The organism is Maridesulfovibrio ferrireducens, assembly GCF_016342405.1.
Classification (GTDB): domain Bacteria; phylum Desulfobacterota; class Desulfovibrionia; order Desulfovibrionales; family Desulfovibrionaceae; genus Maridesulfovibrio; species Maridesulfovibrio ferrireducens_A.
In genome coordinates this window covers 79,007-92,743 of the sequence record NZ_JAEINN010000015.1, presented here as the reverse complement: position 1 = coordinate 92,743, position 13,737 = coordinate 79,007, and the positions used below count along the sequence as shown (strand labels likewise).

Here is a 13,737-nt window from a genome sequence, read left to right as displayed (position 1 = left end):
TAATTATTCAGGCTTATGCTCACACTGCGTCACCGGAACATTCTCGATAACTCCGTCCATTGTTCCTACTATCGGAGGAAGCCTGAAAAGCTTCCTGATTCCGCGTCTGATATCCTCAAATATCATATAAAAGGAAGGAACCAGAATCAGTGTGATGCCTGTCGCAAAAAGTATCCCGAATCCCAATGAAATTGCCATCGGGATAAGGAAACGCGCTTGTCTGGATGTTTCAAGAATCATCGGAGCAAGCCCGCCGAATGTCGTTAAGGTCGTCAGCAGAATAGGCCGGAAACGAGCCGTTCCGGCTTCGAGAACGGCATCATACGCACAATGCCCTTTCATGCGCATTTTATTAACATAGTCGATAAAAACTAATGAATCGTTTACTACGACCCCGCTTAACGCAACGATACCGAACAAACTCATGAGGCTCAGGCTGTAGCCCAGCAGGATGTGCCCGATAACGGCTCCGACGATGCCGAACGGGATACAAATCATAATAATTATCGGTTGAAAATAGCTCTTAAAAGGAATCGCCAGCAAAGCATAGATACACATCATTGCCATGAGCAGGCCGGAAATCAGGCTGTCCGTACTTTCCTGCATATCAGCCTGTTTGCCTTCAAGGGAAAAGCCCAGTCCGGGATAATCAGCCTTAAGCTGCGGCAAAAATTCTTTTACGACAGACTGAATAATCTGCGCAGTTTCCTTACGGGGTGTAACATCCGCACTGACAGAAACAACTCTTCGCCCATCTCTACGGTTAATAGAAGTATATGACCTACCGCCTTTGATTTTCACAACTTCCCGCAAAGGAACATCTGTCCCTTTCGGAGTTCGGATTATCATTTCTTCAAGGTTATATTCCGAAACTCTTTCAGATATCGGCAAGCGGACCATGACCTTTACTTCATTTCTTCCGCGTTGCTGTCTAAGGACCTCGGCTCCGTAATAGGCGGCCCGCATCTGTGAAGCAACGCCTTGCGGAGTCAATCCCAAACTTCTACCCTCAGGCAGAAGCTCAAAATCAAGCTGTCTTTTTCCAGGTGAATATCCGTCATCAATATCTTTTACTTTAGGATAAGTACTTAAAGCCGCAGCAAGATCAGACGCGGCTCTCTCAAGCACGCCGATATCAGTATGGCTGAGTTCAATTTCAAGAGATCCGCCAGACCCCGGACCTCCGCGGTCAGATTCAAACAGAACAGATTCCGCACCTGCAATCGGCCCCAGCTCGTTCCGCCATTTTTTAGTATACTGGTCAGTTGAAATGGGGCGGATATCGGCATCCGTCAGGAAAACTTGAATTTTAAGTACATGGCTTCCGCTTGAACTACCTCTGCCCGCGCCGCCTATCTTAGAATAAACACCACGAACAAGTTTATCTCCGCCATTTTCATTCGTAACAATAGCAGCAGCTTTAAGAGCTTTTTTCTGCACTTCCATTGTTACTTCTTTTGCAGTTCCATAAGGCAGATCAACTGTCAGATATGCATAATTTGATTCAATTTTCGGAAACATGGTGAATCCGAGTCTGCCGCTTTTAATATATGCAAATGCAATAAGCAGACACGCAAATCCCAGAGCAACAGTCAGATATTTCCATGCGATAGCTCTATCAAGAAAAGGTCGGTATACCTTCTCGATGAAAACCATAAGTCCCTTGGAAATTTTCTGTTGATTCCTCAGAACAAAAGCCATTATTCTACCCGGTTGCCCCTCTCCACCATGAGCAAGATGAGCAGGGAGTACAAAAAGGCTTTCAACCAATGAAACCGCAAAAACACTACAAACAACCAGCGGAATAATTTTGAAAATCTTTCCCATAATCCCGGGAATAAAGAAGAGCGGCATAAACGCGACAATGTTGGTAAGCACACTGAACGTTACAGGCATAGCAATTCTTTTGGCTCCTTCGTAAGCCGCCTTGTGCCACGTCATACCCTGTTGTCGCATAGTATAAACGTTTTCCCCCACAACAATAGCATCATCAACTACGATACCTAGCGAAATAATAAAGGCAAACATAGAGATCATATTGATACTTGCATCTGCGGGAGAAAGAATCAGCATTGAACCTAGAAATGAAATAGGGATTCCCATGGAAACCCAAAAAGCCAGCCTCGGTTCCAAGAATAAGGCCAGTAAAATAAAAACAAGCGCCAGTCCCATTAATCCATTTTTAAGAAGCAGATCCATGCGCTGCTTAAAAACATCAGAAGAATCATTGCGCACATCAACGTGCACGCTTTTAGGCAGACTGCGGTTAAACGTTTTCAGTTTCGCATGAACGGCTTCAGAAACAGTTATAGGCGTCTGCGTACCGACTCTAAAAACATTTATCCGGACCGCGGGCACTCCATTATATGAAGTAATATTGTCATCATCTTGAAAATCTTCTTTTACATCCGCAATATCTTCCAGACGCACCTGCGTTCCATCGCTACCCGTAACAATCGGTACACGTGCAAATTCGCGAGCAAAATCCTTGCGTTCTTTAAATCTTACAAGAACTTCGCCGGAACCTGTTTTAATGCCGCCTCCGGGTAATTCGACTGAAGCATCATTAAGGGTTTTGGCAACATCGGTAAGCGTCAGATTATATGCGCGCAACTTATCTTGAGGAATTTCTATTGTAACCTGAAGATCGCTCACTTCTGAAAGATCAACCTGAGTGATGCCGGGATCACTGATAAGATCTTCGCGCAAGTTTTCTGCGACTTTGCGTAAAGTTAATGGATTCACGTCCCCATAGACCATCAAAGCAAGAACCTGTCGTTTATGGGACGATTCCTTTACAGACGGATCTTCAGCTTCTTCTGGAAATGAAGTAATACGGTCAACTTCACTTTTTATATCCTGAGTAAGCTGCTGGAGATCATACCCTTCAATCGCTTCGATAGTAACAGACCCGCGTCCTTCAGAAGCTGAACTGGTAACTTCTTTAACCCCGTCCAGACCGATGACAGCTTCTTCAATAGCCAGAACAATACCCTGCTCAACTTCTTCCGGACTGGCTCCATGATAAGAAACTGAAACAGTCACGGTATCCGTGCTGAATTCGGGGAAAACCTCCTGCTTAATGTTGAAGGCCATTACAAGCCCACCAATAAGCAAAATTATCATTAATAAATTTGAGGCAACTGAATTACCCGCCATCCATGAAATCGGCCCGGTCGGTTTTTTACTATTCTCAGCCATTGCTGTTATCCTTTCCTTCCTCAGATACGTTTTCGCGTAGATTCATTCCTTGCAACGGCGCGGAAATATCGGTCACAACCAGCTTTTCCCCATCGGCAAGACCTGAATCAAGATAAATAAAATCCTGATCACGCCAGACAGGCTCAACTTTTCTGATTTCAAGCACGCCGGAATCCTTCATAACCCATAAAGTATTGCCGTCACGGTAGGCGGAACGGGATACAGCAAAAATATTTTCTAAAGTTCCACTGTCGATAAAAACATTTATATAGCTACCGAGAAGCAGAGGGCGAAGATCAGGATCACCCTTCAGATTCAAAGGATCTTTAACTGCAACAATTACACGCGCCATACGTCCCATTGATTCAAGAGAAGGCAAAAGACGCAGTACCTGCCCTTCTCTTTCAAATGAACTTTCTCCGCTGCCGGAAACAATGCGAGCGGCAGAACCTTTAAAACCATTAGTTGCGCTGGGAATAACCAGACGATCTAAACGATCAACCGGAACAGATACCATCACCCAGAACTCATCGGTCCCGACAAGAGTTGCAATAGCTTCCTGCTCTCCGAGATTAGCACCCAGATCTGCATTCTTGCTTTCAACCATCGCCGAAAAAGGAACTCTTACTGTTGTACGGGAAAGATTGACACGTGCCTGCTTAAGCTTTGCCTTGGAAGAATCGAGGTCAGCTTCCGCTTTCTCCAGATGAGGCTTTCTAAGTGCCAAATCAGCCTCCTGCAAAGTTCCACCGGAAGATTTTCTAAGAAGATTCCACTCTCTCCCCGCAACTTTCTGATGTCCACGCTCAAGCTTAAGATTATATTCCGCATTAATAACAACAGACTGTTGCTGCTTAACTGCAAGCTCGTAATCCAGAGGATCAATACGCAAAAGCTCTTGCCCTTGTTTGAAATATCCACCGGGAATAAATGAATCGCTTACGGAAATAACCCTGCCTGCAACTTGCGGCTCAAGAGTAATTTTACGAGCAGCCTCAACTGTCCCCATAACCGGAGTCCAGATTTTAAGATCTTGCGGCTTCATAATTTCTACATTCACCAGAGGAGCAGAAACAACAGGAGCTTTTTTCTTGGCAACAGGTTTACTGGCAATCAACGCCCTCGCTCCGAATCCGGCAATAACAAGGATAAGAATAGGAACAATCCCTTTAAGACCTATATTTTTAACGTAATACATAATTTGCTTGGCCATATCTAAATTTCCTTATTTCGTAGAAACGGTTTTAATCTCAGCACCAGTTTTGACAGATGTTTCGGAAAGCTCATCAGCCGAAGTAAGTGAATCAGTCCAGTTGCCGCCGAGTGCGCGATAAAGCGAAACCCTGTATAATAAAAGATTGGATTCATCCTCAACAATATTGATCTCAAGACTCTGAACACTGAGCAAAGCACTCAAAACCGGAAGATATTCCTCAAGCCCCTGTAAATAACGGGACCCGGCTTCATTTAAGTTGGTTTTTGCGGCATCAAGCTGATTTTTACGTGCCGTAATATATTCCTGCTGCCATGTTTCTTTAATCAACGAATCCTGCACTTCCTTGTACGCGATATAAACTGTGCGTTTATAGTTAAGGAGTCGTTCATCGACAACGGCGCGGGTTCTATCCACTTCCGCCGAGCGATAGCCACCATCAAAAATAGGCCCGGCAATGGAAGCCGCCAGTCCGACCATCCAGCCGCTGAAAATATTTGCGATCTGAGCACTGGTCAGTGCGGCATTACCTGTAAGATTAAAACTCGGAAGTCTGTCAGCCCTTGCCGCCGCAACAGCCCAGTCAGAGGATTGCAGCTTAAGTCCTGCGGAGCGCACATCCGGCCTGTTGGCAAGCAGATCAAACGGAAGTCCTAGTCCGGGGACAGGGGCAAGAGCGGGAAAATCTGTGGTTAAAATCTCAACTGTCCCGGCTGGACGCCCCAACAGAAGCGCAAGTTCGTTTAATAAAATTCTTTCGCGTGATTCAACAGGAGGGATTAAAGCTTTCACACGAGCAACATTCTCCCGCTGCTGATAAACGTCCAAAGCGTTAGCCAGAGAATTTCGGAATCTAAGCTCGACAAGATCCTGATATATCGTATTAGTTTCAAGTTGCTGAAAAAGTATGGCTTTCTTCTGGCGCTGAGTTTGAATTTCAAGCCAGCGGGAGACAACTTCCGATGCAACAGTCATTGCCGCAGAGCTTACGTCTTCGCGGGAAACTAAGAAATCAAGCTCACCTGAATTGGCTTTTGCCTCAATCTTTCCCCATACATCAATTTCGTATGAAGCTGTAAGTCCAAGCTCATGTTTATCAGTGGAGGTGGAACCTTTTGTTCCTTCTGTCCCGTCTGATCCGGTCTTACTACCGGTATATTTACCAGAACCATCAAGGGTAGGATATTTTGCCGCCCCTGATTTTATTGCACTTGCACGAAGCTGACGCAATTTTGCCCAGGCAATCCGCACATCAAAATCAGCTGTAAGCGCTTCTTCCACCATGCTATTCAATTCAGCACTGCCAAAGCTTTCCCACCACTTACCAAACTCCTGCGGTTCAGAAGAATACAAAGTATAAGAAAGTGGAAGCCCCATAGTGACACCATCTCGAGGGGCAGGCCTGAAAGGTGAACATGCGGACAAACCGAAAACAGCAATCAAACTGTAAATTAACAGCTTATATTTATATGAAGGCATAAATTGAGATCTCCATTGCATTCCATTTTTACTTTTTATATCTCAAGGGTAGTAAAAGAGTATTACGCTGATGATAAAAATTGTTAATAAATGTAAAAATGACGTTTTCTTCCTTTCATGAAACGACCTGCGAGGGTATTCGGATAATATGGAAAAACAACTGTCCGTGCTCATCATCGATGATGACAGTAAGCTTAGAGACTTGCTGACCCAATATCTTGAAGGCTACGGCTTTAAGGTGCTCACTCTTCCGTCAGGCGAAAAAACCGTTGAAACGGTAAAAAGTGAAAACCCTTCGCTCGTAATTCTGGATATTATGATGCCCGGAAAAGACGGCCTCGAAGTCTTGAAAGAATTACGTCCGCACTCAAATGTCCCCGTAATTATGCTCACCGCCAAAGGCGAAGATACCGACCGTATTGTCGGCCTCGAACTGGGCGCTGACGATTATATGCCCAAGCCGTTCAACCCCCGCGAACTGCTCGCCCGCATCAAGGCAGTGCTTCGCCGTGCAAAGGATTCCGAACGGAACGGCGAGACTAAAAGCTCAGGTATTATCAAAGTAGCAGGTCTGATTCTGAACATTGCCTACCAACGGCTCGAAATCGGAGACGAACAACTGGAACTGTCCTCCACGGAATTCAAACTTCTGCACGCACTGATGGGCAATCACGGGACTCCGCTTACCCGCGACGACCTTATGACTTCGGTCTGGGGCAAAGATTTTAACGCCTTTGACCGTAGCATTGATGTTCATATCAGCAAGCTGAGAGCACTGCTTAAACCCTACCCGGAACATGAATCACGCATCAAAACAGTTTGGGGAACCGGATATATGTTCGTAGGTGAAAAATGAAAATAAGCAGACTTTACCTGAAAATATTTCTAGCTTTCCTGCTTGTACTCATGGTTTCCGAATTCACAGTAATATGGATTATTCACACTGGATGGGCCGGCAGCCCACGCATGAAAAGAACAGAAGGCCAGTTGATGGCCATGAAAAATCTCACAGAAATGGAAATTGAGTCGAAACATCTTTCACCGGAACAGGAAAAAGAAGCCCTCACACCGATGCTGAAAACACTCAGCAAATCTTTCCACGCCGAAGTGTGGATTACAGGGCCATATTCAGAAATTGTTGCCTCATCGAGTGAAATAATCCCGGACCTGACCCTGCATTTGGAAGATGAACCGACAAAAACCGCTGAAGGCGTATACATATATAAAGAACGTCGTAAAGGAATGAAATCTGTTTACGGAACATATTCTTCTGACATTCCAGAAGGATACCCTTTCACCTACCACTTATTTCACCCATGGAAACAATTTGAAGAAGAAATATGGTTCCTGCGCGGACAGGCTCTTATTACAATACTGGCTGCTCTTTTCCTTCTTCCGGTTGCCCTGCGCATAATCAGACCCATAAAAAAACTGACCATATCTGCTGCTAAACTGGGGCAAGGAGATTTGACACAACGCGTAGAAGTACGCGGAAAAGATGAAGTTGCAGAACTTGCCCGAACTTTTAATCATATGGCTGAAGGTCTTGAAAAAATTATCAAAAGCAACAGAGAACTCACCGCCAACGTGTCACATGAAATGCGAAGTCCGCTGGCCCGTATGGGTATTTCGCTGGAAATGATCCGGGAAAAAATAAATAATAATAAACCAGAACAATGCGAAACTTTTATCAGCGGCATGCAATCCGAAATTGTCCACATGGATACACTCATCGGGAAAATAATAGAATTTTCAAAACTCGATATGCAAAAAGTTCCACCCATGAACGATTCTATTCATCTTGATTTACTGATCACAGAATTGCTGTATCAGTACCAACCAACCGCCGACCATAAAAAGTTAAAAATAGTAAGCGATCTTGGAGACGTAACTATCACCGATTGCGACCAGAACGCCATCAGGGTCATCCTCGATAATATTCTTGGAAATGCTTTTAAATACACCGAACAAAACGGCGTTATTGAAGTAGAACTGCGAGCAAAAAAAAATGAACTATTGATGAATAAAGCCGTAATTCAAATATCCAACACACACTCGCCTGTTCCCGAAGAAGAGCTTGAAGAAATATTCAATCCTTTCCACCGCCTCAAAGGTCATGATACACCGGGTTACGGACTCGGCCTTGCTGCCGCGCAAAAAATTGCAACCATGCATCAAGGCTCTATGCAAGCCACAAATACTGAAAAGGGATTCACAATCACAGTCACTCTACCCATTGCCAAAGGGTAAAGCGACTTAGATAAAATGGGGCTAACGGGTGGCACTTCTCATTATTTGATAAGTTTTCCTTCCATTTTTTGGAAAAAAATCATATCTTCATACACATATTGCACATTAAGTGTCATCAAATCAAACTCTGAGAGAATATCAGCATGTTATTAGAATTCAGTGTCGCTAATTTCCGTTCTATCGGTGAAGAGCAGACTTTATATATGCAGCCCGCTATTAAGAGCAAAAAAGATGATGATCATAATATCATACAGACGGGAATTAACCGCGAGCCGGAAGCGTTGCCTTGTGTTGCTATTTTGGGGGCTAATGCTTCGGGGAAAAGTAATGTTTTGAAGGCTTTCTCTTTTTTGAAAAAAATCATTCAAGAGTCAGTTCTTAGAAAAAAAGAAGATTTATTTGAAGACAACTGTTTCCGATTAAATCCGACCTACGCCAACAAACCTACTTGTTTCAGGATAAAATTTATCGCTTTAAATGGACACATGTATCAATATTGGCTTGAACTTGTTCCAGAAGAAATTATCCGTGAAAAATTGACTGCAATCCCCAACACAAAAGGAGCTAGAGAAGTAACTCTTATTGACAGGGAACAAAACAAGTTAGAACTCCACCGTTCAATCCACCCCAAAAAAGCTTTTTTAAACGTATGGAAAGCGGAGATCAATAACCAACAAACAGCTCTTGCGCTCCTCTCAAACAAAGGCGAAATTTCCATCTTTGATTCAGCTATAAGCTGGTTTAAATCTTTTGGACAATTCACATCAACAAATATTCCAGAATATGTCACAGCTAGTTTTATTCAAAATGAAACAATTAATATAGAACACGTTACTCACCTCCTTAAATCCGCTGACATTAATGTCCATGAAGTCAACATAAATGAAAAGCAGCGAAGCCTAGGCTTATCCCCCTCAGAAGAATATATCTTTAACGATTCAGATGGATTATTTAATCCCAAATTAGAAATCTCTTTTTCCCATTTAGACATTCAAGGCAATCCAATTCCTTTTAACTTTCAAGACGATGAATCTAACGGAACAAAAACTTTTTTTTCGATTTCAGGGATGATTATTCTCAATCTTTACTTAGGAACACCTGTTGCTTTTGACGAACTAGACAGTGCATTGCATCCATATCTCGTCCGTAAAATAATTCAATTATTCACGAACAAAGCTACAAACCCTAAAGGCGCACAACTAATTTTCTCAACACACGACGTTACCGTCATGGACAAAACATTGCTCCGCCCAGACGAAATTTATTTTACTGAAAAAGACAAAGACACATTTGAAACAAGACTTTTCAGTCTATCTGAATTTAAGGGAGTTGGCTCGGTCAGTAAAAATGATCGCGGACAAAAACTTTATAAAGATTACCTTGATGGGCGATTCGGCGCAGTGCCAGAGGTCGACTGGGATGGTGGTTTATAATGGCTCGTCCAAAACAATCCGCCAGAAACACTCGCAATAAAAAAGCCAACATTCTATTAATTTGCGATGGTCAAACAGAGCAGAACTATGCCAAATATGTTTTAAATGAATGTCTAGCATCGCCAGACAAGCCCATTAAAATACATACTCAGATATTTAATTGTATTGATAAAGTTCATACCTATATAGAAAGAGACCCAAAAACTTTTGATGCTGTAATCTTTTTAAAAGACCTCGAAAACGAGCAATTATCTGATAAAGAAATTGACAATATCACAACATTGCAAAGCGAAGTTCAAAAAATTTGCGGACAAAAGAAAAGAAGAGCTTCCGACTCTAAAGCTGCATGGGCTGTATTTTTTAATTACCCGTCAATTGAGTACTGGTATATTTTGCATTTTACTGAGCGTGGAAAAACTTACCCAAATGCAACAGATGTAGTTAAACACCTTAAGGCTGTATTTCCGAATTTCGATAAGCCAATGCCAACAAACAAGAAAGAAGCGGAAATATTTTGCACGAATTTAAAAATAGCAATAGCAAACGCCAAGAAATTAAGCATCACAACAAAGCTACCATATGCGAACAGAATAAGATCCCACGTTCCACTGACAAATCCAATGACAGAAATGCCTAACCTCATAAACATGATTAAAAAGACAAAACCCACAACATAAGAAACACTCCCATTATAAAAAAACCAGAGAGAAAACTTTCATAAAAAAGTTCCCCCTCTGGTCATCAAAAGCTGGTTACTAAAAGCCTATCTTTAATATTATTTCTTCCAGACCTTCATAAATTCAGCGCTGCTTTTACCATCATCGATATGACGGATGAGAGCTGATCCAAAAACAGCCGCGTCGACCAATCCTTCAAGTGGTATCAGCTGTGACGGATGTTTCAGCCCGAAGCCCAGCGCTACGGGAATATCGAATATTTCCTTCGCGTTTTTAAGGCCCACCTTGATTTCTTCCGGCAAAGAATCGCGATCGCCTGTTGTTCCTAATACAGAAACAAAATAGCAGAACCCATTTCCACCATCAGCGTAAAGTTTCATGCGCTCAGGTGTTGTGTTCAGTCCTACCAGTGGAACAAGAGCGACTTCGTTTTCCGCTAATAAATCCCGAAATTCTACACCCTCTTCATACGGTAAATCAGCGATGATCAGCCCATTTACTCCCGCATCATTAGCATCCTTTGCAAACTTCTCAAGCCCATATTGAAGCACAGGATTGTAATATCCCATCAGCACGATTCCTGCGCTGATCTGCGACCGAACTTTTGCGAGCCCTTCAATAATCCATTTTAGATTAACTCCGGCATCAAGACACTTGAGAGATGCGGCTTCGACGACAGGACCATCTGCAACCGGATCGGAAAAAGGCATTCCTATTTCGATTATGTCTGCGCCGTTTGCATCAAGTTCGAGAATTTCTTTCCAGAATATATCTTTATTCGGATATCCACCGGGAAGAAAAGGAATGAGAGCTGTTCGCCCTTCTGCATTGGCTTCATTTATTTTATCAGCAAGTGTTGTAATACTCATTTTATCTGCTCCACTATTTCCCGTGCTGCTTGAGGTAATCTTCTAAAATACCCATATCTTTATCTCCGCGACCGGACAGATTCACAATTACGTTTGCATCTTTAGGAATCGAATCCTTGTTTTCGAGCACCCATGCTACAGCATGTGAACTTTCAAGCGCGGGAAGAATTCCTTCCTTGCGGCAAAGTACGTGAAAAGCATTGATAGCCTGACTGTCATTGACCATGCCATACTGCGCCCTGCCGCAATCGTGAAGATGGACATGTTCCGGCCCTACACCGGGATAATCAAGTCCGGCGGCGATAGAATGTGATGGAAGTATCTGTCCTTCATCTGTCTGTAATAACAAAGTATTCATTCCGTGAAGCACTCCGGGTGTACCCAGATTAATAGGTGCGGAATTAGTGCATCCCGGTTTGCCTGTTCCAGCAGCTTCTACGCCTACAATCTTCACTGATTTTTCATTAACAAATTCGTGGAACATACCGATTGCATTGGAACCGCCGCCTACACAGGCAACAACCATATAAGGCATCTCACCAGTACGTTCTTTAAACTGCTGCTTTGCTTCACGACCGATTACGGACTGGAATTCTCTTACAAGAAGAGGGAACGGATGTGGTCCGGCTGCGGTTCCGAAGCAGTAATGGGTAGTGCGCTGATTAGCTATCCACTGACGAAGCGCAGCATTTATCGCATCTTTCAAAGTCTGCGTGCCGGATTCGACAGGAATGCACTTTGCGCCGAGAAGTTCCATGCGGCGAACGTTATGAGACTGACGTTTTACATCGACAGCTCCCATATAAATCTCACACTCAAGATCAAGAAGAGCAGCGGCTGTTGCAGTTGCAACCCCGTGTTGACCGGCTCCGGTTTCCGCCAGAAGACAAGGTTTACCCATCATCTTAGTTAACAAAGCCTGACCGACAGTGTTGTTAACTTTATGAGCTCCGGTATGAGCTAAATCTTCACGTTTCAACCAGAGGTTGAAACCGAGCTCGCGTGAAAGATTTGCGCAATGAGTAAGCGCTGTAGGGCGACCCACAAAATCTTTGAGCAAACGTGTGAATTCCTGCTGAAATTCAGCTGATTTTAGAATTCTCCCCATTGCTTCTTCAAGCTCCAGAAGTGGAGGCATGAGCAATTCAGGTACAAACTGTCCACCGAAATCTCCATAATATCCTCTTTTCATGACGTTTTCCTCTTATTTGCTAAGTGCACTGAAACAAAAGCTGCACTCAATTTATTTATATCTTTAATGCCGGGGCTAACTTCCACACCGGAATTCAGATCAACACCGTCTGGTTTTGCACTACTTATGGCTTCCAATAAATTTTCTGATGAAAGACCACCTGCAAGTAGCCACGGTATCTGAATTTTCACTTCTGAAAAAACTGAAAAATCGAGAGTTTTGCCATGCCCGCCGCCGGAACTTCCGGCATCAAAGAGCATATAACTGCAATAAGCTGTAAAGCGGTCAATATCATCCTGAAACTCTTTCACCGAATCATAACGCTGGGGCCAAAGCACTTTAATCACGCGCTCTTTACCGATAGCTTTGCAGAATTCTTCATTCTGCCCGCCATGAAGCTGAGCGAAATCTAGTTTTGCATTCTTCATAATCTCGAGTATTTCCGCAGCACTTTGCTTAACAAATACGCCGACTTTTTTAGCTTTTTTAACCACAACCGAGCGCACAAAATCCGCATCCACACACCTGGGGCTTGAGGGATGAAAAATAAATCCCAGAAAATCAGCGCCCAGCTCTTCACAATTAGCAACATCTTCAACGCGAGTCATACCGCATACTTTAATGAGTTGATTCATCGCCCGCCTCCAGACGCAGATCCGGCAACCAGAGCGGCAAGTTTATCCTGCGGGTTTGCGCTCGACATTATGGATGTCCCGACCAGCACACTATCATAACCGAGTTCTGCCATTTTTATGCAATCATCCGGTTCATTAATACCACTGGCACAAATCCAGATTTCGCTGTCATCACGCTCTTTAATAAACTCTACTGCTCTGTTCATGTCGATTCCGAGGTTATCAAGATCGCGATTATTAATCTGTATTATCCGCGCCCCCGCTTTTTTGGCCCGCATAAGATCTTGCAAATCAAAAGCCTCAACCACCGCATCAAGTCCGGCTTCATAAGTTTTATCAATCATTTCCTTAAGCAGACCGTCATCAGCAAACATGCGTACTATAACTAATAGGGCCGAAGCAGGAGTCGCCGCAGTCTGAACAATCTGAAGCGGATCAACCAGAAAATCTTTGCGAAGCATCGGCAATCCGCAAGATTTAATTTCATCAAGATAACTGAGACTTCCTTTAAAATAGTGCTCTTCCGTTAAAACTGAAATGGCAGAAGCACCGCCACCGGCATACATATCCGCCACCTCGGCAGGACTTAAACCGAGATTTATATCACCCTTGGAAGGTGATGCCCGCTTATATTCAGCAATAACTTTCATACCCGATTCATCACGCCTTATCGCGTCGGCAAATGAAGGACGAACTCCAGTATATGGAGCGGGAAGCCCACCTTCCGCCTCGACCTTATGGAGCATATCCACTTCACTTTGTTTGGCTATGCGAAACTTCTCAAGCAT

11 protein-coding genes are annotated in these 13,737 nt (G+C 43.6%); 4 read left to right on the top strand and 7 right to left on the bottom strand.

The genetic code is table 11. The features are described from left to right. Positions 1 to 3: 3 nt before the first annotated feature. From JEY82_RS15565 to JEY82_RS15555, 3 genes are read right to left on the bottom strand one after another with little or no spacing between them, the layout of a single operon-like run. Positions 4 to 3,201, bottom strand: a complete 3,198-nt coding sequence (locus JEY82_RS15565) for an efflux RND transporter permease subunit (RefSeq protein ID WP_304087283.1) — start codon at positions 3,199 to 3,201, stop codon at positions 4 to 6. Next, positions 3,194 to 4,414, bottom strand: a complete 1,221-nt coding sequence (locus JEY82_RS15560; RefSeq protein ID WP_304087281.1) for an efflux RND transporter periplasmic adaptor subunit — start codon at positions 4,412 to 4,414, stop codon at positions 3,194 to 3,196. The genes JEY82_RS15565 and JEY82_RS15560 overlap by 8 nt, the downstream gene beginning before the upstream one ends. A 12-nt stretch (positions 4,415 to 4,426) precedes the next feature. Further along, positions 4,427 to 5,893: an efflux transporter outer membrane subunit gene (locus JEY82_RS15555; RefSeq protein ID WP_304087279.1), complete on the bottom strand. Its 1,467-nt coding sequence runs from the start codon at positions 5,891 to 5,893 to the stop codon at positions 4,427 to 4,429. 148 nt (positions 5,894 to 6,041) lie between these two features. Between JEY82_RS15555 and JEY82_RS15550 the strand changes: the two genes are divergently transcribed. The 4 genes from JEY82_RS15550 (at position 6,042) to JEY82_RS15535 (ending at position 10,253) form a co-directional block, all read left to right on the top strand. Beyond that, on the top strand, positions 6,042 to 6,749 hold the full coding sequence (locus JEY82_RS15550; protein ID WP_304087278.1) for a response regulator: 708 nt from the start codon (positions 6,042 to 6,044) through the stop codon (positions 6,747 to 6,749). After that, on the top strand, positions 6,746 to 8,143 hold the full coding sequence (locus tag JEY82_RS15545; protein WP_304087276.1) for a HAMP domain-containing sensor histidine kinase: 1,398 nt from the start codon (positions 6,746 to 6,748) through the stop codon (positions 8,141 to 8,143). Before JEY82_RS15550 ends, JEY82_RS15545 begins: the two co-directional genes overlap by 4 nt. 143 nt (positions 8,144 to 8,286) lie before the next feature. After that, positions 8,287 to 9,576 (top strand): ATP/GTP-binding protein, encoded by a 1,290-nt coding sequence (locus JEY82_RS15540; RefSeq protein ID WP_369681171.1) that lies wholly within the window; start codon positions 8,287 to 8,289, stop codon positions 9,574 to 9,576. Further along, a complete protein-coding gene (locus JEY82_RS15535) occupies positions 9,576 to 10,253 on the top strand; it encodes an RloB domain-containing protein (protein WP_304087274.1) in 678 nt (225 codons plus the stop codon). Before JEY82_RS15540 ends, JEY82_RS15535 begins: the two co-directional genes overlap by 1 nt. Positions 10,254 to 10,351: 98 nt before the next feature. Here JEY82_RS15535 and trpA read toward each other — a convergent pair whose 3' ends face one another. From trpA to JEY82_RS15515, 4 genes are read right to left on the bottom strand one after another with little or no spacing between them, the layout of a single operon-like run. After that, on the bottom strand, positions 10,352 to 11,122 hold the full coding sequence (gene trpA, locus JEY82_RS15530; RefSeq protein WP_304087272.1) for a tryptophan synthase subunit alpha: 771 nt from the start codon (positions 11,120 to 11,122) through the stop codon (positions 10,352 to 10,354). 13 nt (positions 11,123 to 11,135) lie between these two features. Beyond that, positions 11,136 to 12,314, bottom strand: a complete 1,179-nt coding sequence (trpB, locus tag JEY82_RS15525) for a tryptophan synthase subunit beta (protein WP_304087270.1) — start codon at positions 12,312 to 12,314, stop codon at positions 11,136 to 11,138. Next, on the bottom strand, positions 12,311 to 12,949 hold the full coding sequence (locus JEY82_RS15520) for a phosphoribosylanthranilate isomerase (RefSeq protein WP_304087267.1): 639 nt from the start codon (positions 12,947 to 12,949) through the stop codon (positions 12,311 to 12,313). The genes trpB and JEY82_RS15520 overlap by 4 nt, the downstream gene beginning before the upstream one ends. Beyond that, positions 12,946 to 13,737, bottom strand: coding sequence for an indole-3-glycerol-phosphate synthase (locus JEY82_RS15515; protein WP_304087265.1), 792 nt, complete (start codon positions 13,735 to 13,737; stop codon positions 12,946 to 12,948). Before JEY82_RS15515 ends, JEY82_RS15520 begins: the two co-directional genes overlap by 4 nt.

Coding starts and splice junctions, on each gene's coding strand:
- JEY82_RS15515 (WP_304087265.1), bottom strand. CDS start 13,737: ATGCTTGAGAAGTTTCGCATAGCCAAACAAAGTGAAGTGGATATGCTC.
- JEY82_RS15540 (WP_369681171.1), top strand. CDS start 8,287: ATGTTATTAGAATTCAGTGTCGCTAATTTCCGTTCTATCGGTGAAGAG.
- trpA (WP_304087272.1), bottom strand. CDS start 11,122: ATGAGTATTACAACACTTGCTGATAAAATAAATGAAGCCAATGCAGAA.
- trpB (WP_304087270.1), bottom strand. CDS start 12,314: ATGAAAAGAGGATATTATGGAGATTTCGGTGGACAGTTTGTACCTGAA.
- JEY82_RS15520 (WP_304087267.1), bottom strand. CDS start 12,949: ATGAATCAACTCATTAAAGTATGCGGTATGACTCGCGTTGAAGATGTT.
- JEY82_RS15555 (WP_304087279.1), bottom strand. CDS start 5,893: ATGCCTTCATATAAATATAAGCTGTTAATTTACAGTTTGATTGCTGTT.
- JEY82_RS15535 (WP_304087274.1), top strand. CDS start 9,576: ATGGCTCGTCCAAAACAATCCGCCAGAAACACTCGCAATAAAAAAGCC.
- JEY82_RS15560 (WP_304087281.1), bottom strand. CDS start 4,414: ATGGCCAAGCAAATTATGTATTACGTTAAAAATATAGGTCTTAAAGGG.
- JEY82_RS15545 (WP_304087276.1), top strand. CDS start 6,746: ATGAAAATAAGCAGACTTTACCTGAAAATATTTCTAGCTTTCCTGCTT.
- JEY82_RS15550 (WP_304087278.1), top strand. CDS start 6,042: ATGGAAAAACAACTGTCCGTGCTCATCATCGATGATGACAGTAAGCTT.
- JEY82_RS15565 (WP_304087283.1), bottom strand. CDS start 3,201: ATGGCTGAGAATAGTAAAAAACCGACCGGGCCGATTTCATGGATGGCG.